The 17,797-nt window shown below is 70.2% G+C and carries 16 protein-coding genes, 1 tRNA gene and 2 pseudogenes; 12 read left to right on the forward strand and 7 right to left on the reverse strand.

What is annotated here, in order from left to right; translation table 11 throughout:
• The first annotated feature begins 134 nt into the window (after positions 1-134).
• On the forward strand, positions 135-443 hold the full coding sequence (locus tag ABTZ94_RS21405; RefSeq protein ID WP_351202644.1) for a hypothetical protein: 309 nt from the start codon (positions 135-137) through the stop codon (positions 441-443).
• Here the strand turns inward: ABTZ94_RS21405 and ABTZ94_RS21410 are convergent.
• Positions 440-601, reverse strand: a complete 162-nt coding sequence (locus ABTZ94_RS21410; RefSeq protein WP_351202645.1) for a hypothetical protein — start codon at positions 599-601, stop codon at positions 440-442. The genes ABTZ94_RS21405 and ABTZ94_RS21410 overlap by 4 nt on opposite strands.
• Positions 602-897: 296 nt before the next feature.
• On the opposite strand from ABTZ94_RS21410, the gene ABTZ94_RS21415 reads away from it, so the two are divergent.
• Positions 898-2,058 carry a PP2C family protein-serine/threonine phosphatase gene (locus ABTZ94_RS21415; protein WP_351202646.1) on the forward strand — a complete coding sequence of 387 codons (1,161 nt, stop codon included), beginning with the start codon at positions 898-900 and terminating at the stop codon, positions 2,056-2,058.
• 332 nt (positions 2,059-2,390) lie between these two features.
• Positions 2,391-2,549 (forward strand): annotated as a pseudogene (locus ABTZ94_RS21420) (ATP-binding protein); the annotation flags it as partial.
• 150 nt (positions 2,550-2,699) lie between these two features.
• On the opposite strand, the gene ABTZ94_RS21425 reads toward ABTZ94_RS21420, so the two are convergent.
• Positions 2,700-2,831, reverse strand: a complete 132-nt coding sequence (locus tag ABTZ94_RS21425; RefSeq protein ID WP_351202647.1) for a hypothetical protein — start codon at positions 2,829-2,831, stop codon at positions 2,700-2,702.
• A gap of 538 nt (positions 2,832-3,369) precedes the next feature.
• Here ABTZ94_RS21425 and ABTZ94_RS21430 point away from each other — a divergent pair.
• Complete coding sequence (locus ABTZ94_RS21430) at positions 3,370-3,606, forward strand: hypothetical protein (protein WP_351202666.1); 237 nt, start codon at positions 3,370-3,372, stop codon at positions 3,604-3,606.
• Positions 3,607-3,995: 389 nt separating this feature from the next.
• On the opposite strand, the gene ABTZ94_RS21435 is transcribed toward ABTZ94_RS21430, so the two are convergent.
• Together ABTZ94_RS21435 and ABTZ94_RS21440 are read right to left on the reverse strand one after the other, a co-directional pair.
• Positions 3,996-4,069, reverse strand: a tRNA-Pro gene (locus ABTZ94_RS21435).
• 50 nt (positions 4,070-4,119) lie between these two features.
• On the reverse strand, positions 4,120-6,753 hold the full coding sequence (locus ABTZ94_RS21440; protein WP_351202648.1) for an ATP-binding protein: 2,634 nt from the start codon (positions 6,751-6,753) through the stop codon (positions 4,120-4,122).
• A gap of 108 nt (positions 6,754-6,861) precedes the next feature.
• Here ABTZ94_RS21440 and ABTZ94_RS21445 point away from each other — a divergent pair, with 108 nt between their 5' ends.
• On the forward strand, positions 6,862-7,380 hold the full coding sequence (locus ABTZ94_RS21445) for a DUF309 domain-containing protein (RefSeq protein WP_351202649.1): 519 nt from the start codon (positions 6,862-6,864) through the stop codon (positions 7,378-7,380).
• A gap of 42 nt (positions 7,381-7,422) precedes the next feature.
• A complete protein-coding gene (gene cobF / locus ABTZ94_RS21450) occupies positions 7,423-8,178 on the forward strand; it encodes a precorrin-6A synthase (deacetylating) (protein WP_351202650.1) in 756 nt (251 codons plus the stop codon).
• Between the two features lies 1 nt (position 8,179).
• On the opposite strand, the gene ABTZ94_RS21455 is transcribed toward cobF, so the two are convergent.
• Positions 8,180-8,941, reverse strand: coding sequence for a cobalt-precorrin-6A reductase (locus ABTZ94_RS21455; protein WP_351202651.1), 762 nt, complete (start codon positions 8,939-8,941; stop codon positions 8,180-8,182).
• Positions 8,942-9,021: 80 nt separating this feature from the next.
• On the opposite strand from ABTZ94_RS21455, the gene ABTZ94_RS21460 reads away from it, so the two are divergent.
• Positions 9,022-9,456: a hypothetical protein gene (locus tag ABTZ94_RS21460; protein WP_351202652.1), complete on the forward strand. Its 435-nt coding sequence runs from the start codon at positions 9,022-9,024 to the stop codon at positions 9,454-9,456.
• A gap of 77 nt (positions 9,457-9,533) precedes the next feature.
• Here ABTZ94_RS21460 and ABTZ94_RS21465 read toward each other — a convergent pair whose 3' ends face one another.
• Positions 9,534-10,967, reverse strand: coding sequence for an FGGY family carbohydrate kinase (locus ABTZ94_RS21465; protein WP_351202653.1), 1,434 nt, complete (start codon positions 10,965-10,967; stop codon positions 9,534-9,536).
• A 445-nt stretch (positions 10,968-11,412) separates the two neighbouring features.
• Between ABTZ94_RS21465 and ABTZ94_RS21470 the strand changes: the two genes are divergently transcribed.
• Positions 11,413-12,420: a hypothetical protein gene (locus tag ABTZ94_RS21470; RefSeq protein WP_351202654.1), complete on the forward strand. Its 1,008-nt coding sequence runs from the start codon at positions 11,413-11,415 to the stop codon at positions 12,418-12,420.
• Positions 12,421-12,509: 89 nt separating this feature from the next.
• On the forward strand, positions 12,510-14,039 hold the full coding sequence (locus tag ABTZ94_RS21475; RefSeq protein ID WP_351202655.1) for an amino acid permease: 1,530 nt from the start codon (positions 12,510-12,512) through the stop codon (positions 14,037-14,039).
• A gap of 106 nt (positions 14,040-14,145) precedes the next feature.
• On the opposite strand, the pseudogene ABTZ94_RS21480 reads toward ABTZ94_RS21475, so the two are convergent.
• Positions 14,146-14,295: pseudogene (locus ABTZ94_RS21480) on the reverse strand (sulfite exporter TauE/SafE family protein); the annotation flags it as partial.
• Positions 14,296-14,442: 147 nt separating this feature from the next.
• Between ABTZ94_RS21480 and ABTZ94_RS21485 the strand changes: the two are divergent.
• The 3 genes from ABTZ94_RS21485 to ABTZ94_RS21495 all read left to right on the forward strand — a co-directional run bounded on the left by ABTZ94_RS21485 (position 14,443) and on the right by ABTZ94_RS21495 (position 17,780).
• Positions 14,443-15,612 carry a substrate-binding domain-containing protein gene (locus ABTZ94_RS21485; protein ID WP_351202656.1) on the forward strand — a complete coding sequence of 390 codons (1,170 nt, stop codon included), beginning with the start codon at positions 14,443-14,445 and terminating at the stop codon, positions 15,610-15,612.
• A gap of 129 nt (positions 15,613-15,741) precedes the next feature.
• On the forward strand, positions 15,742-15,882 hold the full coding sequence (locus ABTZ94_RS21490; RefSeq protein WP_502967282.1) for a hypothetical protein: 141 nt from the start codon (positions 15,742-15,744) through the stop codon (positions 15,880-15,882).
• Entirely contained in the window at positions 15,879-17,780 is a 1,902-nt protein-coding gene (locus ABTZ94_RS21495) for a DUF2264 domain-containing protein (RefSeq protein ID WP_351202657.1), read from the forward strand. Before ABTZ94_RS21490 ends, ABTZ94_RS21495 begins: the two co-directional genes overlap by 4 nt.
• Positions 17,781-17,797 lie beyond the last annotated feature (17 nt).

The following is a 17,797-nucleotide window of genomic DNA, read 5'->3' on the forward strand; positions in this document are numbered from 1 at the left end:
CGGTGATGTCGTTCGGGATCTCGTCGAGCGTGTAGCCGACGGCCAGCTTGGCGGCATCACCAGCGCGGCACCTGCCGCCGACGGGCCCTTGAGAATCGACCTACGTGCGACTGTCATTGAACTCCGCTTACTCCGTGGGATGTTGGCCGCGCAGCACTGTACTGACATACCTGGTCAGGATCCGGGCCCGCACCCCGACCGGGAGCGCGGCCAACGCGCAGGCGGTGACCTGCGCACACGCCGTCTCGACGCCCTCGCGCCGGGCCGTCGCTCGCCAGCCACTCCCGGTCCCCGTACGCACCGTCCACCAGCCCGAGCCCGCCCGCTGGGGAGACGGCTGCGACCACCCACCACGCGACCGCATTCAGCACCTTCGCGAAGCCCTCGCCCGGATTCGCTCCCCCACCCCGCCCGCCTACAGCGACACCACGACCCAGCCCTAGACCTGCTCGCGAAGCTGCGCCGCGATCTGGGCCTGTCGCTGCTGCTGATCACGCACGACCTCTCCGTGCTGGCCCAGACCTGCGACCGCATCGCGGTGATGTACGGGGGAAGGATCGTCGAGTCCGGCCCCGTCGCCGAGGTCTACGTGGCCCCCCAACACCCCCAACGCCTGCTGGGATCCTTCGTCCACGTGGGCGGCCCGCGCGTGCTCCCGCCCGCCATCCCCGGCTCCCCGCCGAACCCCACCGAGCCCGCAGCCGCCGGCTGCGCCTTCGCCCCCGCTGCCACCGCCCCGTGGAGGGCAGCCGCGACACCACCGCACCGGCGCCGGTGGAGCTCTCACCCGCTCACTCAGGTGGCGCAGGAGTTCCTCAATCGCCGAGGCGGTCACCTTTGGAAGCGGCCGGCTGGCTCCTCTCGCTAACCGCCCTGGGTGGGTGCACTGTGGAAGACATGGCTTCCAGGTGGCGCTTTGCCGGGATAGGGCAGCTACGGCCGGCCCATGCGTTGCTGGTGCTCCCGGTCGCGCTCATCGTGTTGATCACCGTCGTGGACGTAGCGACCCCCAACATCGTCCTCGGCCCCCTGCTGGTGATCGCGCCCGCGGTCACCGCGTCGTTCGCCGGGCCCTGGACGACGGGCGGTATCGGAGCCCTGGCCGTGGCGGCGCAGGCGTTCATAGGCTGGCGCCTCGGCGTGCAGTACTCGCAGAACCTGCTGGTGCAGGTGCTCGCCCTCACGGTGCTCTCCTTGCTGATCGTGTTCTTCTCCGTGGTGCGCCGTTGGCACAGACGCCAGCTGGCCCAGGTGCGGTCGGTCGCCGAGGCCGCCCAGCACGCCCTGCTGTGGCCACTGCCCAGCAGGCTCGGCCCGCTGCAGCTCGCCTGCCTCTACATGTCCGCCGAGGAGGAGGCCGAGATCGGCGGCGACCTGTACGCCGCCGCCCGTACCGACAGCGCAGTGCGTGTGATGATCGGCGACGTACAGGGCAAGGGGCTGCCCGCCATCGGCGAGGCCGCCCTCCTGCTCGGCGCCTTCCGCGAGGCCGCTCACCAGCACGCCGCCCTGCCCCAAATGGCCCTTGCGCTGGAACGCAGCGTGACCCGCTACCTGGCCGACTTCGAACCGGCGGATGAGGCCGGGGAACGCTTCGTCACCGCTGCCCTGCTGGAGATCCCCGACGACGAACCCGTCATCCAAATGACCAGCTGCGGCCACCCGGCGCCCTTGCTGCTCGGTCCGGACAACACCGTGACCGTCCCGAACCTGCACCCCGCACCCCCACTGGGCGTCGGCCTCACCGACCCGGACGACCACACCCTCGACGTGCTGCCCTTCGGCTCCGGCAACACCCTGCTCCTCTACACCGACGGCGTCATCGAGGCCCGCGACCGCGACGGCTTCTTCTACCCGTTCGAGGAACGCGCCGCCCAGTGGTCCGACAAAACCCCCGAAGCCCTGCTTCACCACATCCAGCGGGACCTGCTCGCCCACACCAGAGGGAGCCTCGGCGACGACATCGCCCTCATCGCCATCCGCCGCGCAACCACCCCCGCACCCCAGCCACCGCTCGTGGAGCCGCCAGGCGACGCCGAAGGTGAGCGATTGAGGTGACCCCTGTCGGGTGGACACCTGACAATGGATCTCGCAGGTCCATAGAAGGAATGTCCCTGTGGGATGGCGACTTCCGTACTCGACGGAGTTCAGGAACGATGCCGTAGCGCTGTACCGTGCGGCGGCAGCAGGTAAGCGCATGTATGAGGACGTCGCAACTGATCTCGGCGGATCGTCGAGACCGGGCCCACCGAAACAGTGTTCACCGAACCCGGCCATCCCCGCACCCGCGAGCCACTGACCGACAGCGTTCCGGCTTGACGTTCCAGCGGGTGCCAGGGGCTGCCAGGAGATTCGACGGCCCCCGTGGCACACCGGCAACCCGCGGTGATGCCGACGCGGACGTGCTCGTACTGGCCGCGACCAACATCCCCTGGGACGTTGACCACGCCCTGCGCCGTCCGGGCCGCCTGGACCGCACGCCGCTTCTCCTGCCGCCCGGCACTTTGGCCCGCGAGGTGATCCTGCGCTGCCCTCCACGAGCGACTCCTCATTGCGCCGGCCATCGTCAGACGCGGCGACGGCCAGGCCGGGTTGTCGTCCTGTCCCGCCGGAAGCCGTCGAGCGCGCCCCGGCCCAGCTGATGCACTCCCGCTGGCCGGTCCCGCCCCAAGACCCAGCGGGGGACATCGTTGGCAACTTCACCGGCTGTGCAGGACGCGGCGGGCGACTGCATCCTGTTGGTTCAGCAGTGTTGTGCGGTCGCGCGGCACGTCCGGGTTCTCCTTCAGCCACTGTTCCTGGACGGCGTGCGGGCGGTGAGGACGGATCATCTGTGCGGCGGTGGACGCAGGTCGCCGCGACCCACGGCAGCTCCCCTGTGGTGGGCGTCGCCACGCCGAGGAGTGCGGGGATATGCGTGCCCTGCATGCGCGTCAGGCACTCGGCTTCCGTCCTGACGAGGTCCCGCGCGGTACCCGGGTCGCGGGTATGCAGGGGGACGGGCGCCCGGACCGTGGCGACGGTGCCGTCCTCGTCCTCGGCCAGGTACATAGTCAGATCAGGCCAACCGTGGGCGCTAAGTGCGCGGAGCCGGAACCGACCGAGCCGTACTGGGTCCTCCGGCAGGAGCTCCTCCCAGCCGGCTGGAAGGGTCTCACCCAGCGCGTCGTCGTACGCCTCGTCAGTCCCGGCAACTGCGAAGTCCCAGGGCCCGGCGAAATCCCCTGCCCTGACGGAGTCCCCGGTCTCGCCCTCGGAAATCCCGGCCTGCCTGTGGTTCCTGACCAAAGACAAGTCCCCCAGGGCGCGAAACGCCTGGACGACCGGCGCGGCAAAACCCTTTTCATCGACGCCCGCGGAATGGGCGAGATGGTTGACCGGACCGAGCGGACTCTGACAGAAGCTGACCTGGCGAAAATCGCCGACACGTACCACGCCTGGCGAGGCACGGCATCGGTGCAAAAAGCAAACCTGGCCTACGTTATGTCGGCGTCGGCCCTCCGGTCGCCCTGGAGCCGCCAGCGGTCCCGCCACCCTGATGAAGAACCTGTACGCAATCTTCGACTGAGACCGTCAGCGAGAGCCCCGGCTGGGCGGGGTGCTTGAGGCGGGCAAAGCGAGAACGCTGGTCGCACGCCGTCTGGCCCCACACGGTCGTCACGGCTGTACTACGCCACCTGGGACGGCCGCGCCCCTCGACGGTGCTGTCCTGACACCACGACGGCACCACGGCACCTGTCATTGGTCGGAACCCGGAACATAAGCACGAGCACAGGCCGCTACCGACAGGGGCGTTGGATAGACGCGGCCGTACGGTCATCGGCCCGCAGGGGGCGGAAAGTGCGCACGTCAACGGACCACATGGCGCACCTTGACTGGGTCAATGTGCGCTTCGCCTCCGGTCAGGTGCGTTGGTCCCCAACTGGTCCCGAAAATGATCAAGGGGCTGTTTCAGATCTCCTCTGAAACAGCCCCTGACCTGCGACTTCGAAAAGTCGGGACGACAGGATTTGAACCTGCGACCCCTTGACCCCCAGTCAAGTGCGCTACCAAGCTGCGCCACGTCCCGATGCGATTCCCCCCGGTGTTCCCGGGCGGCTGCGCAGGACAAACATTACCTCACTCCGAGGACCGGATCGACGCCCGTGCCTGGTGGGCGTGGTTCGCCAGGGATTCGGCGCCGCACGCCGTGGCCAGTTTGTGGGCTCTGGCGAGTTCGCGCGGGGAGCGGATCGCGATGCCGTAGTCGACGAGGGCCAGGGCATGTTCATACGCGGACGGGGACGCCTCCAGGTGGCGGACCGACTCGGCCAGCAGATGCGTGACGTCCTCGGGACGGGCGAAGAGGGCGACACAGCGCAGGGCCTCACCGATCGCGGTGTCCGTGCCGAAGCGTTCGGCGTGCGCCCGGGCCGAGGTGGCGAGTTGGGCGGCGCGGCCCGGGTCCTCCTCGGCCAGGGCGCGGGCGAGATCGCCGGCCCAGGGAGCCCAGACGCCATTGAACCTGCCGCGGGGTTCGAGGGCCTGACCGGCCGCTTCGAGTTCGGTGGCCGCTTCCTTCGTACGGCCTTCGGCCAGCAGCAGCCGTCCGCGTACGCACGGCGCGTCGGGCAGCACCATCGCGCTGGGGTAGGGCGATGCGAAATCGTAGCGGTCGGCGATTTCGCGGGCTTCGGTGACACGGCCGCGGGCGACCAGGGTGTCGATCAGCAGGCAGGCCGCGTCCCAGTGGACGGGAAGTCCGCTGCCGACCCGGTCGGCGAGGCGCAGTCCTTCGCGGAGGAAGCCCTCGGCCTCGGCCAGTCGGCCACGACGGCGGTGAACCAGCCCGAGCAGAGTGTGTGCGAACGCGAGATGTGCACCGCTCCAGCCTGAGATCTCGAAGGCGCGGACGGCCTCGCCGAAGAGCTCCTCGGCCCGGTCGAGCTGGTCAGTGAAGGCGTAGGTGATGCCGACGAGGGTCGGGAGTTCGAAGCCCCACTCGGTGTCGGTCCAGCCGAGCCCTCGGGCGGGGTGACCGTCGACCAGGGCGCGTTCGCAGAGGTCGACGATGAGCTGGGAGTTCTCGCCGCGCATCATGGCGTCGAAGGCGCGGATGGTGAGCAGGGCACGCTCGGCGTTGTCGCGGCCGGACAGATGGTCTGCGTTGCGGGCGAGCCGGCCGGAGCGGGCGGGTCCGTCGTCCTCGGCGGCCTGCATGCCCTCCCAGAGGAAGTGGGCGGCCTGGAGCCGCATCAGGCCTGGGCCGGGGGCGGTGCGTGCGGCCTCGGCGGCGAGGGCGCGTGCCGCTTCCTTCAGCTGGTTGTTGTGGGAATGCGCGGCCGCGAGCCGGTAGGTGGCGTCGACCCGCTGGTCGTCGGAGAGCCCGGGCATCTCGAGGGCGGCCCGCAGATGCTGGACGGTGGTGGCCGGGGAGCTGAGCAGTGTGGCGCAGCCCAGCTCGTACAGCAGGGTGGCCTTGACCCGTTGGCGCGGTGGTTCCTGCAGGGCGCGTTCGAGGCAGCGGCGGGCGGCCTCCGGGGCACCGACCGCGAGGTGCTGTTTGGCTGCTTCGCGGAGCTGCTCGACCAGCTCCTGGTCGTCGTCGGGGTGCACTTCGAGAAGGTGCCGGGAGGCCGCGGCGGGGCCGAGTCCCGCCCGGGTGATCGCCCAGGCGGCCCGGCCGTGCATGGCGGTGCGGATGGCCGGCGGGATGGAGCGGTACACCGCGGTGGCGATCAGCGGGTGGACGAACTCCAGCGGGTCGAAGCCGGTGACGATTCGGGCGTCGCGCAGCCGCGCCGTGCAGTCTGCGGCCTCGGCGGGGCTCATTCCGGCGAGGGTGGCTGCGAGATCCTGCGAAATCTCCGTACCGAGGACGGCTGCGGCCCAGGCGAACCGGTTGGCGTTGGTACCGAGCCGTTCGAGCCGGGCGACGAGTCCGCTGCCGCGGGCCGACGCGCCGAGTTCGCGCAGCAGCCCGGCCGACTCCTCCAGGGGCGTAAGTTCGCGGTCCTGGACCTTGGCGACGAGTTCGACCGCCTCGTAGGGGTTGCCGCCGGTGACGGCCCACACCTCACGGCAGAACGGATCGTCGGCGTGTTCACCGAGGCCTGCGCGGACCAGTTCCGCAGTGGCGTCCGGGGTGAGGGCGCGCAGCGCGACCCGGACCTGGGAGGGGTGGGCGCTGCCCTGTCCGCTCTCCTTCTGCCGCGCTGCCAGCTCTTCCGGCCGGTGGGCCTGGACGACCAGGACGGGCAGTTCGCCCAGGCGCGCGGTGAACGAGGCGAGCCAGGCGAGGGATTCGCCGTCCGCCCAGTGTGCGTCGTCGATGACGAGCATCGGCGGACGGTCGCTCAGCCGGGATGCGAGCTGGGAGACGACCCAGTCGAGGCCGTCCCGCACACCCTGCGGATCGGGCTGGGGACCGCTCGGTTCGGCGAGTCCCAGTGCGGGCGCGGCGATCTCGTACCAGGCCCCGAACAGGGCCCTCACCTCGTCGGGCGGGAACTGGTCGAGGGCGGGCTGCAGGAGTTGGCGTACGACGTGGAACGGCACGGACGTGACCGTTTCGCCGCCGCGTGCGGCCCAGACCGTGCAGCGGTCGGCGGCCATCGCCTGGATCTCGGCGAGCAGTGCTGTCTTGCCAATGCCTGCCTCGCCGCTGTAGATCAGCAGCCCGCCGGCCGCTTGGGCGCCGCAGAGGGCTTCCACGGCTTGTGCGGCAGCGGCGAGTTCCGGTTCGCGCTCGTACAGCGGCCGGGACTGCTTCATCCCTACCCTCCCCAAAGTGATGCGGATGACTGTCGACACTAGTCGTGCGCGGGGGTCCACCGACAGTGGTTCGGACAGTTCGCCGCAGGTACGGGGCACAATCGAGGGGTGGACGAGACTCGCAGGGACCGCGACGCCGAGGGCCGCGCGCGCAGTGCGCGCCCCCGTGACGGCCTGGGGCGCCCCCTGCCGTACGGGGCACCGGGAGTGGAGCGTCAGCCCGAGGGCGTGGCCCGTACCCCCGAGGAGACCTTGTGTGAGGCACAACGGCTGTTGGACGCGGGGATGCCGTTCCATGCGCACGAGGTGTTCGAGGATGCGTGGAAGTCGGGCCCGGTGGCAGAACGGGAGTTGTGGCGCGGTCTTGCGCAGCTTGCCGTGGGGCTGACGCATGCGGCGCGGGGCAATACGACGGGCGGGGCCCGGCTGTTGCGACGGGGCGCGGCGGCGCTCGCGGAGTTCGGCGCCATCCTTCCTCACGGGATCGGGGTCGACGGGCTGATCGGCTGGGCCGAGGAGCTGGCGGGACGGGTCGAGGCGAAGGAGGCCTGCGCCTCGGACGCGGGGCGTGTGCGGCCCGTCGACGCGGCCGACGAGGCGCCGTGTCTTCGGCCCGGGGGCCGGTAGCCCAACGCCCGGGGCGTTGGTGCATGGGGCAGACTCGGTGCGATGAGAAAGATCTATGTCATCGGTATCGGCGCGGGCGACCCCGACCATCTGACCCTCCAGGCCGTCAAGGCGCTGAACCACGCAAATGCGTTCTTCGTCCTCGACAAGGGTGAGGAGAAGTCCGATCTGATCGGGTTGCGGCGGGACATCCTCGATGTGCATGTGAAGAACACCTCGTACCGGCTCGTCGAGGTGCGGGATCCGGAGCGGGACCGCCGGACGTCGGACTACTCACCTGCGGTGGACGACTGGCGCAGGCGCCGCGCGGATCTGTACGAGCGGTTCATCGCGGAGGATCTCGGCGAGGACGAGTGCGGGGCGTTCCTGGTGTGGGGCGATCCCGCGCTGTACGACTCCACTCTCGGCATCCTCGAAGAGATCCTCGACCGGGGTTCGGTCACCTTCGACCACGAGGTGGTGCCCGGGATCAGCAGTGTCTCCGCGCTGCTGGCCAAACACCGGACGGGGCTGAACCGGGTGGCGAGGCCGGTGCAGATCACGACGGGCCGACGGCTGGCCGAAGGCTGGCCCGAGGGGGTCGACGACGTGGTGGTGATGCTCGACGCACGGCAGGCGTTCACCCGCCATCTCGACCAGGATCTCCACATCTACTGGGGCGCGTACGTGGGGACGGAGGACGAGATCCTGGTCTCCGGGCGCCTCACCGACGTGTCGGACCGGATCGAGGAGCTGCGGGCCGAGGCACGCGCCCGCAAGGGCTGGATCATGGATACGTATCTGCTGCGTCGCGACTGAATCATCCTTCCTGGCAAAGCAGTTGGAGTACCGACGCCACATCGTGCACGACGGGTACGCCTTCGGGCGACGGCGGTCGGCGGACCACGACCACGGGCAGGCCGAGATTCCTGGCGGCGGTGAGTTTCGCCGCGGTGGCGGGGCCGCCGCTGTCCTTGGTGACGAGGACGTCGATGACGCGGTCGCGCAACAGAGCCGTCTCCTCTTCGACGGTGTACGGGCCACGGTCGAGGAGTACGTCGGTGTGGCGGGGCAGCGGTGGCTCGGGAGGCTCCACGGACCGTACGAGGAAGTGGAGCGCGTCCGCGCCCGGGGCCGTGGCGAAGGCGGCCAGGCCGAGGCGGCCGGTGGTGAGGAAGATCCGGCGGCCCAGGGCGGGCAGTTGCGCGGCGGCGTGCGCGAGGTCGTCGGCCGGGTGCCAGCGGTCGCCGGGGTCTGCCGTCCACCCGGGGCGGCGCAGCGCGAACAGCGCGGTGCCGGTGGCCTTCGCGGCCTCGGCGGCATTGGCGCTGATGGTGTCGGCGAATGGGTGGGTGGCGTCGATGACGGTGTCCACACCGTGTGTCCGCAGCCAGTCGGCGAGGCCCTGGGGGCCGCCGAAGCCTCCGATGCGTACGTCGCCGGCGGGCATCCGGGGCCGAGCGACCCGGCCGGCCAGCGAGGTGGTGATGCGCACCGTCGCGTCGCCGCCGGGCCCGGTCAGCTCGGCGGCGAGCTGCCGGGCTTCCGTCGTACCGCCGAGGATCAGAATGTGGCCGGGCATGCCCAGAACCTACGCCACCTTCACCGCCCGACGCCCGGAGCGGTGAGCAGAGCCGCCCGCAGCCATTACGATCCGGCGTCATGAGCACTTCTGACCAGGACCAGGCCGTGGACACCCCGATAGCCGCTCCCGAGGCCACTCCCAAGGCTGCTGCAAAGGCCGCTGCGGAACTCGATTCCGAGGCCGTTTCGGAGATTGTTCCCGAGACCGATTCCGAGGCTGTTCCCGAGACTGTTAACGAGACCGAGACGGAGACCCGAAGGCTGACACCTCGTCAGGCAAGGCGGCTGCGCATCGTCCTCTCGTCGGTCGGCATGGCGGCGATGGCGGTCGTTCTCGCGCTGCGGATCGCCAGCCGGTCGTCCGTACTGGTGGTCGGGGTGTACGGGCTCGCACTGATCCTGTGCGGGATCGTGATCGAGCTCAGCAGGAACGGCCGTACCCGGCTCGGCAGTTGGTTGCTGGCCGTCGGTCTGTTGGCGGCGATCGGTTCGGACTGGCTGCTGATTCCCTGACGTGCGGTCAGCGCACCGCGATCCGCACGGTCGCGCCGTGCGGATCGATCCAGCTCATCGTGTGACTCTCGTACGTATCAGGCATGTTCCAGCAGGGTCTGCACGGCCGCACGGAATCCGGCGAGGCGTTCGGCCGCCTCGTCGGCGCCGATCCGGGGCTCGTACACGGCTGCGGGCTTCCATTCGGGTACGGCCTGCCGGAGCGGGAGCCGGGGGTCCAGGCCGAGGCGGGCGACGGCTCCGACACCGAGTGCGGTGACATCGGGCAGCGCGGACACCTCGACGGGTCGTTGCAGCAGATCGGCCTGGGTCTGCATGAGCAGTGCGGAGCGGGTCAGGCCGCCATCGACGCGGAGCGAGGTCAGCGGGGAGCCCAGGTCGGTCGCGACCGCTTCGGTGAGTTCGATGACCTGTGCGGCGATGCCCTCGCACAGGGCGCGCACCAGGTGGCCCGCGGTGGTGTCGAGGCCGAGGCCGGTCACCGATCCGCGCAGATCGCCGCGCCACCACGGGGCGGCGAGTCCGGCGAGTGCCGGTACGAATGTGACACCGCCGGAGTCGGGGACGGTGACGCCGACCGGGTCGAGGTCGGCCGCGCCGGAGATCACCCCCAGGTCGGTGAGCCAGTTGACGGCGGACGCGGCGGTGTAGACCTGTCCGTCGAGGCAGTAGCTCGTACGGCCGCCGAGCCGCCAGGCGACACAGCCGACCAGTCCGGTGGAGCTGCGGCGCGGGGCGGACCCGGTCTGGGCGAGCAGGAATGCACCGGTTCCGTAGGTGCACTTGGCGTTGCCCGGCTCAAGGGCGTTCTGAGCGAGCAGGGCGGCCTGCTGGTCGACGAGGAGTCCGGTCAGCGGAAGCTCACCGCCGAAGGCGGTCGTCGTACCGACAGTCCCGTCGGAGTCGACAACGGCCGGCAGGCGTTCGTCGCGGAGGCCGAAGATGTCCAGGGCCGCGGGTGACCAGCCGACCCGGTCGAGGTCGAGCAGTTGGGTGCGTCCTGCCGTCGCCGCGTCCGTGACGAACGCACCGGTCAGCTGATGGACGAGCCAGGAGTCACTGGTGGTGACGACGCCCTCGCGGGTCAGCTCACGACGGATCCAGGCCATCTTGGGTGCGGCGAAGTACGGATCGAGCGGCAGGCCCGTGAGTTGCGTCAACTCTTCTTGGTGCGGGGCGAGTTCCGCGCAGATCGAGGCGGAGCGCCGGTCCTGCCAGACGATCGCGTCGGTGAGCGGCCGCCCCGTGTCGGGATCCCAGGCGAGCACTGTCTCGCCCTGGTTGGCGAGGCCCACGGCGGCCACCGGCTCACCCGCTTCGTGCAGCGCCTGGCGTCCGGCATCGACGACCGAGCCCAGCAGCTCGGCGGGGTCGACCTCGACCGCTCCCCCGGCACCGTGACGTGGCCGCACCGGCACCGAAGCGGAACCGATCACGCCACGCTCGGGGCAGACCACCAGAGCCTTGGTTCCCGATGTGCCCTGGTCCACTGCGAGTACCGGGCCTGTCATCGACACTCCAGCTGTGCGCAAGCTCTGCGGCTTGAACGGAATCTTGATCATTGATCTTCGACGCCCAGAGTGGTGCAGACCACCGCCTACGTCAAGGGCTGCCCGGGTGCGCGGCCGGAACAGCCGGATGGCTAGGCAACGTCCTTACGAATGGAATGACTTGAGTAAGATCCGCCAATCGGTCCAGAGTACGGAGCAACTGGCCATACACTCACCGCCGAACAACAACCGGACGCTTTCGAGCAGTTCGTTTTCAACAGCTGCTTCTGCCCCCCCACGTCCTTGAGGATTGATGAGACCGACAATCTGCCCCGAGCGCCGAGATTCCGGCTCCCGGGCCTTCCGCATCTGCACGGGTTCCACGCCACCGCCGGGTTGCGTGACATGCTGAGGAGATCCCCCATTCGTCGCATGCCGTCCCGTCGCACGGGGGCAGGGCGAGTCCATGGCCAACAGTGATTTCCGGCCGGTTTATCACCCGGCCGGCCATGACAACGACTTACGTGTCGCGTTACAGGATTTGCGTACCGGACGCTGGATGTCCATGCGGAATCTACTGGAGAGTACGCCGGACTGGACCCTGTGGACCCAGCGCACACAGGTGCTCGGGGCGCTTGCCGCCCGTTCGGACGCGGTTCAGGCCTGGCTGACCGAGGAGCCCCGGAGTGTCGCCGCTGCCGTAATGCACGCGCGGGTCGTGGTGGAACGGGCCGTGCGGGCCCATCGCGAAGGCCGTCCAGGCGCACAGGAGCTGTGGCAGGAAGCCTGGGGAGCGTGCCGTACTGCCGCGCACGCCTCGCCCGCGGACCCGGTGCCATGGGTGTGCCTGCTGGCCCTGTCCCAGCTGGACGAGCGGCAGCAGCTGGAGGAGCACCGGCTGCATCCGCCGGGACCGATGCTCTTCCCGGGTCCGTGGGGGCTGCTCGCGGAGGCCGACAAGCGCGATCCGTGCAACCGCGAGGCCTACCACCGGATGCTCCAGTTCGTGTACGCGCGAAAGGCCGGCGGAACGCTCTCGGAGGCGGTCAACTTCGTGCAGTGGGCCGCCTCTTCCGCCCCCGACGGCTCCGCGCTGCATGTGCTGCCTCTGTATGTGCGGGTCGAGCGCTACCGCCGTGAGCGCGGGCACGAGAAGGCTTTGGATCTCCACTGGGTCACCGAGGACGCCGAGCGGGACGCGGTCCGGGCCCTGGAGCTCTGGTTCCGTCGCACGGCCCCGATCTCCCATTCCCTGCTCGACCTGAACCATTTGGCCCACGCCCTGTGGGGAGCCCTCCAATTCACCGACGCCACACCGGTGTTCCAGGAGCTCGGCCCCTATTTCACCTCGGTTCCGTGGGCGTACCGCGCCCGTGATCCCGAAGCCCCGGGGGGCGCCGAGGAGGTTTTCCTGCGCGCCCGGAGCCGCTGTCTCGCCGTGCTCCGCGACCCCGGACGGGGGCCGCACGGCTGAGCCATGGCGTCGTGACGCCGCGCCGCCTACCCGTTTCGAACCGACCGCTTTCCATCCCTTCCCCATCACCGCTCATGGAGGTTCTTCCCATGTCCATATCCACCCGGACCCAGTCGGGTGCGGAGGCCGCCCCACCGATGGACGAGGAGCAGCGGCTGCGTGAACTCGGCTACCAGCCGGTACTCGCCCGCCGCATGGGCGGCTTCGGCAACTTCGCCATCAGCTTCTCCGTCATCTCGATCCTGTCCGGCTGCATGACCCTGTACGGCTTCGGCATGTCGACCGGTGGCCCTGCGGTGATGCTCTGGGGCTGGGCCGGTGTCGGCCTCTTCGTACTCTGCGTCGGCATGGCACTCGCCGAGGTGACCAGCGCCTACCCGACCTCGGGGGCGTTGTACTACATGGCCGACCGGCTCGGCGGCCGCAAGTGGGGCTGGTACACCGGCTGGCTGAATCTGCTCGGGCTGCTCGGTGCGATCGCCGGTATCGACTATGGTGCCGCGCTGTTCACCGGCGCGCTGATGAATCTGCAGTGGGGATTCACCCCCACACCGGGCAAGACAATGATCATCTTTGTATGCATTCTGCTGCTGCATGCCGTGCTGAATCTCTTCGGTGTCCGCCTCGTCAGCGTGCTCAACTCCATCAGTGTGTGGTGGCATCTCGCCGGTGTCGCGGTGATCGTCGCCGTGCTGGCCATCGTGCCCTCGCACCACCAGTCGCCGTCGTTCGTCTTCACCGAGTTCGTCAATGACACGGGCTGGCACAACCCGTTGTACGTGGCGGCGATCGGCCTGCTCCTCGCGCAATACACCTTCTGCGGCTACGACGCCTCCGCCCATCTGTCGGAGGAGACGTCCAATGCCTCGGTGACGGCCGCCAAGGGCATCGTCCGCGCGATCTGGGCCTCCTGGGTCGCCGGTTTCGTACTGCTCGCCGGGCTGACCTTCGCGATCCAGGACTACGCGGGCGCCCAGAACAGCGCCACCGGGGTACCGCCGGCCCAGATCATGATCGACGCGCTGGGCACCTCCGGAGCCACCGCCCTGCTCCTGATCGTCATCGCGGCGCAGCTGTTCTGCGGCAACGCCGAGGTCGCCGCCGCCAGCCGGATGGTGTTCGCGTTCAGCCGTGACAACGCACTGCCGGGCTCGGCGCTGTGGCACAAGGTGAGCTCGCGCACCCAGACACCCGTCAACGCGGTGTGGCTGTCGGTCGTCGTCGCAGGAGCGCTCGCGCTGCCATCGCTGTACTCCGCCACCGCCTACGGTGCGGTGACCGCGATCAATGTCATCGGCATCACGCCCGCCTACGCGATCCCGATCTTCCTGAAGCTGCGCTCCGGCGACCGGTTCGAACGCGGTCCCTGGCACCTGGGCCGCTGGAGCAAGCCGATCGGCTGGATCGCCGTGGTGTGGGTCGCCATCGTGACCGTGTTGTTCCTGCTCCCGCAGTCGTCCCCGGTGACGGTCGACTCGATGAACTACGCGTCGATCGCGCTGGTCGCGGTGCTGGTTCTGGCCACCGTGTGGTGGTTCGTCGCGCGCCGTTCGTACAGCACGCCGTCGGCGTACGGGAACGCTCGTGAGCAGGCGGAGATCGAGGAAGGCATCGTCTGACCCGGCCCCGCGCACGTCTTGTTCTCAGCCCTCCACGATCGCAGCGAGCAGCGGTCGGGGAGGGCTGAGGCGTGTGTGCAGTGGCGGTACGGAACGCTGTGTGCGGTCAGCGCAGAAGCAGCTGGTGTCCGCCGAGGACGGTCGCGCCGATCACCAGCTGCTCGAAGAGCTTCTGGTTGATGCGGTCCACGCACCTGCGGCCGATGTAGGCGCCAGACAGGACGAACAGCGGTAGGCAGGCGTCCAGCAGCAGCGACCAGGGGTGCCTCCTGGGATCGGTGGGGCGTACGGGACGGTCCACGCGCGTGGACAGCGGAGGAGTGATCGCTATGCTGCGGCTCAAGCGCTCGCAGGAAGCGTTCAAACGAACAACGCGCAGCGGTACGGCGAGGGGGCCAACAGCATGCGGGAGCCGGTTGAACTCAGGCGGCAGCGAATCCTGTCGGTGGTGGAGTCGCGCGGCGCGGTCAAGATCAGCGTGCTCGCGGCCGAGCTGGACGTCTCGGTGGTCACGATCCGGCGCGACGTCGAAGAACTGGCCCGTGTCGGGCGGCTGCGGCGCGGACACGGGGTGGCCCGGCCGGCAGGCGAGGCGCAGCCGCCCGCCGCGGTCCCGGCGCCGAGGAGCGAGGAGCCCGGTGGGGACGGCGGGGCGGTCGCCCTGGTCGTCCCGGAGCTGCATTCGTACCTGTACGAGACCCTGCACGGTGCCCGGACCGTCCTGGAGGAGTCCGGGACGCGGATCGCCCTGCACATAGCACCACAGGCGGCCGGCGCCGAACGTCCGCTGGTGGAACGGGCGCTGGCGGACGGCGCGCGCGGGTTGCTGATTGCGCCGCGCTGGCGCAATGCGCGCTCGGAGGAGCTGGACTACGGCTGGCTCGCGGACGTGGGCGTGCCGACCGTACTGATGGAACGGCGGCCCCGGCCCGGCAGCGCGCTGCACGCCCTGGACTCCGTCTGTTCCGATCACTGGTACGGGACGTATCTCGCGGTGGAGCATCTGGTGTCGCTGGGACATCGCCGTATCGTGCTGGCCGCCCGCGACGACAGTCCGACGGCGCGCAGTATCCGTGCCGCGTTCGCCGAGATCGCCGCGGCCCGTCCGGAGGTGGAGGACTGGTCGGTGGTGCTGAGTTCCCCGGGGGCGGTGCCCGGCCCCGGCCCCGACTCGCTTGCTGCGGGAGCCGCCGCCGCTGTGGAGGCCCCCGCGACCGACGGCCGCACCGCTCTCGACCTTGCCGCGCTGCTGCGGGAGCGGGGCGCCACGGCGGCCGTGCTGCACGGCGATGTGGACGCGTTGATGCTGGTGCAGCGGCTGACGGAGAGCGGCGTCGGGGTGCCGCGGGACTGCTCGGTGGTGGCGTACGACGATGTGGTCGCGGCCCTCGGCAGCACGCCCCTGACAGCGGTGGCGCCGCCGAAGGCGGAGATCGGGCGGGCCGCTGCCGAGCTGCTGCTCCACCGACTGTCCGGGGCCGTCGGCGCGACCGGGCCGGTGCGCCGGACGGAACTGCTGCCCACGCTCAAGGTGCGTGGATCCGCGCAGGTCCTGCCCCTTCTCACCGAGTGAGCGTTTGACCGCTTTAATTTTCTTCTGAGCGATCTATTGACCGCTACCGATCAGTCGATCAGGATTCCCTGTGACCCGAACCAGGAGCCGCGGGAGGCGCAGATGCCGGGTCGAAGGAGTCGTCGATCCGTGCTCGCCACGATTGCCGCCCTGCCTGGCAACGAGTGGCGGCGGCTGGTCGATCCGGCGGTCGGCGAGGCCGGCCGCTGGGCCGCGGGCGACGGATTCGCCCACCCCGTACGAAGCGAAAGGCCGGCATTCCTCGCATGACCGCACCCCACCTGGGCTCTCCCCTCGAACTCCCCGCCGATGACCGGACGTTGAGCCCGTACACCGGCTACACCCGTGCGCACTGGGAGGCAGCGGCGGACGGACTGCTCAAGGCCGCCTGGCAGTGGGCCACTCCGGGCGGCGCGCTGCTGGACCTGCCGGGCCGGCCGTCCGCATCCGGTGTGCGTTCCGACGGTCTGGAGGGGTACGCGCGCACGTTCCTCGCCGCCGCCTTCCGGGTGGCGGGCGCGGACGGCAAGGACCCGCACGGCTGGCTCGACCGATACGCCGATGGGCTCACCGCCGGCACCTGTACCCCCGGCCGGGACGATGCCGAGTCCTGGCCGCTGATCCGCGACCACACCGTCTTCGGCCAGCCGATGGTCGAGTCCGCATCGGTCGCCATCGGGCTGCGGCTGACCCGGCCGTGGCTCTGGGACCAGCTGGAGTCCGGGGTACAGGACCATGCCGAGGAGTGGCTGCGTGGCGCACTGCGGCACACCCTCGCCCCCAACAACTGGTATCTGTTCCCCTACTCCGTGGCCGCGTTCCTCGACTCCGTGGGCCGTGGCGACGCGGAGACGGCCCGTGCGAAGGAGCGTGCCCTCGACCTGCTGGAGGGCTGGTACTGCGGACAGGGCTGGTACTCGGACGGCGACGGCCGCGCGTTCGACCATTACAACGGCTGGGCGCTGCACCTCTACCCCGTCCTGGACGCGCATCTGTCGGGCGACGCCGAGCTGTCCGCGCACTACGGCGACCGGCTGCGCGAACACCTGGAAGGCTTCTCGCTGCTGTTCGGCGGTGACGGTGCGCCGATCCACTTCGGCCGCTCACTGACGTACCGTTTCGCGGCCGCCTCGTCGGTCGCGCTCGGCGCCGTCACCGGCCACACCCCGCTCACGCCCGGCGCCTCGCGGCGGGTGATCAACGGGTCGCTGCGCTACTTCCTGGACCGGGGTGCGACCGGTACGGACGGACTGCTGAGCCTGGGCTGGCACGGCCCGCACGAGGCGACGCTGCAGAACTACTCTGCCCCCGCCTCGCCGTACTGGGCGTCCAAGGCCTTCGTCTCGCTGCTCGCCCCGGACGGCCATCCGCTGTGGACCGCGACCGAGGAGCCTGCGCCGAGCGAGGGTCCCGACCGGGTACTCGCACTGCCCGCGCCCGGACTGCTCGTCCAGTCCACCCGGGCGGACGGGATCGTGCGGCTGCACAATCACGGCAGCGACCATGTGCGCCCGCACGAGGGCGAGTCGGGTGTGCAGGACGATCCGCTGTACAGCCGTCAGTCGTACTCCACGGTGACCGGCCCTACGTCGAAGGCCAACGTGACGGACAACCACCTGGCCGTAATCGTCGCCGGGACGCGCAGCGGTCGCCGCGCCGTCCGTCCGCTGGGCGCCGGTGGGGGCGACGGCTGGGGCTGGGCCGCCTCCTGGCACCGCCCGGTGTTCACGTCCGGTGCGCCGATGGTGCCGGGGATGCGGGTGGAGAGCGTCACCGTGGTCCGCGGCCGGTACGAGCTGCGGGTGCACCGCGTGCTCGGCGCACCGGCAGGGGCCCGGGTGGAGCAGACGGGCTGGGCGACCGGCCGCGACGATGCGGTGACCTCCGCGCTGCACGGGCTGCACGGCTGGGAGACGCGGGACGGGACACGGGCCCCGCAGGGCACGGCGTACACGCGATGGGCGGTGGTGCCCCGGCTGTCCGCGGCTGCTGAGGGCACGGTGGTGCTGGTGGCGCTCGCCTCGCTGACCGCGGAGCCCGACGCGGCGCCGCTCGACGCGGTGGTGAGCGGCGTGAATGTGGACGGGGACACGGTGGAGGTCTGCTGGGCGGAAGACGCGGCGAGGACACGTATCGACTTCGAGCCGGTGACCGTCACACACGGATGAGCACCGGGGTGCGCGGT

Origin of the sequence: Streptomyces sp. NPDC002785 (assembly GCF_040295565.1) — a bacterium.
Taxonomy (GTDB): Bacteria; Actinomycetota; Actinomycetes; order Streptomycetales; family Streptomycetaceae; genus Streptomyces.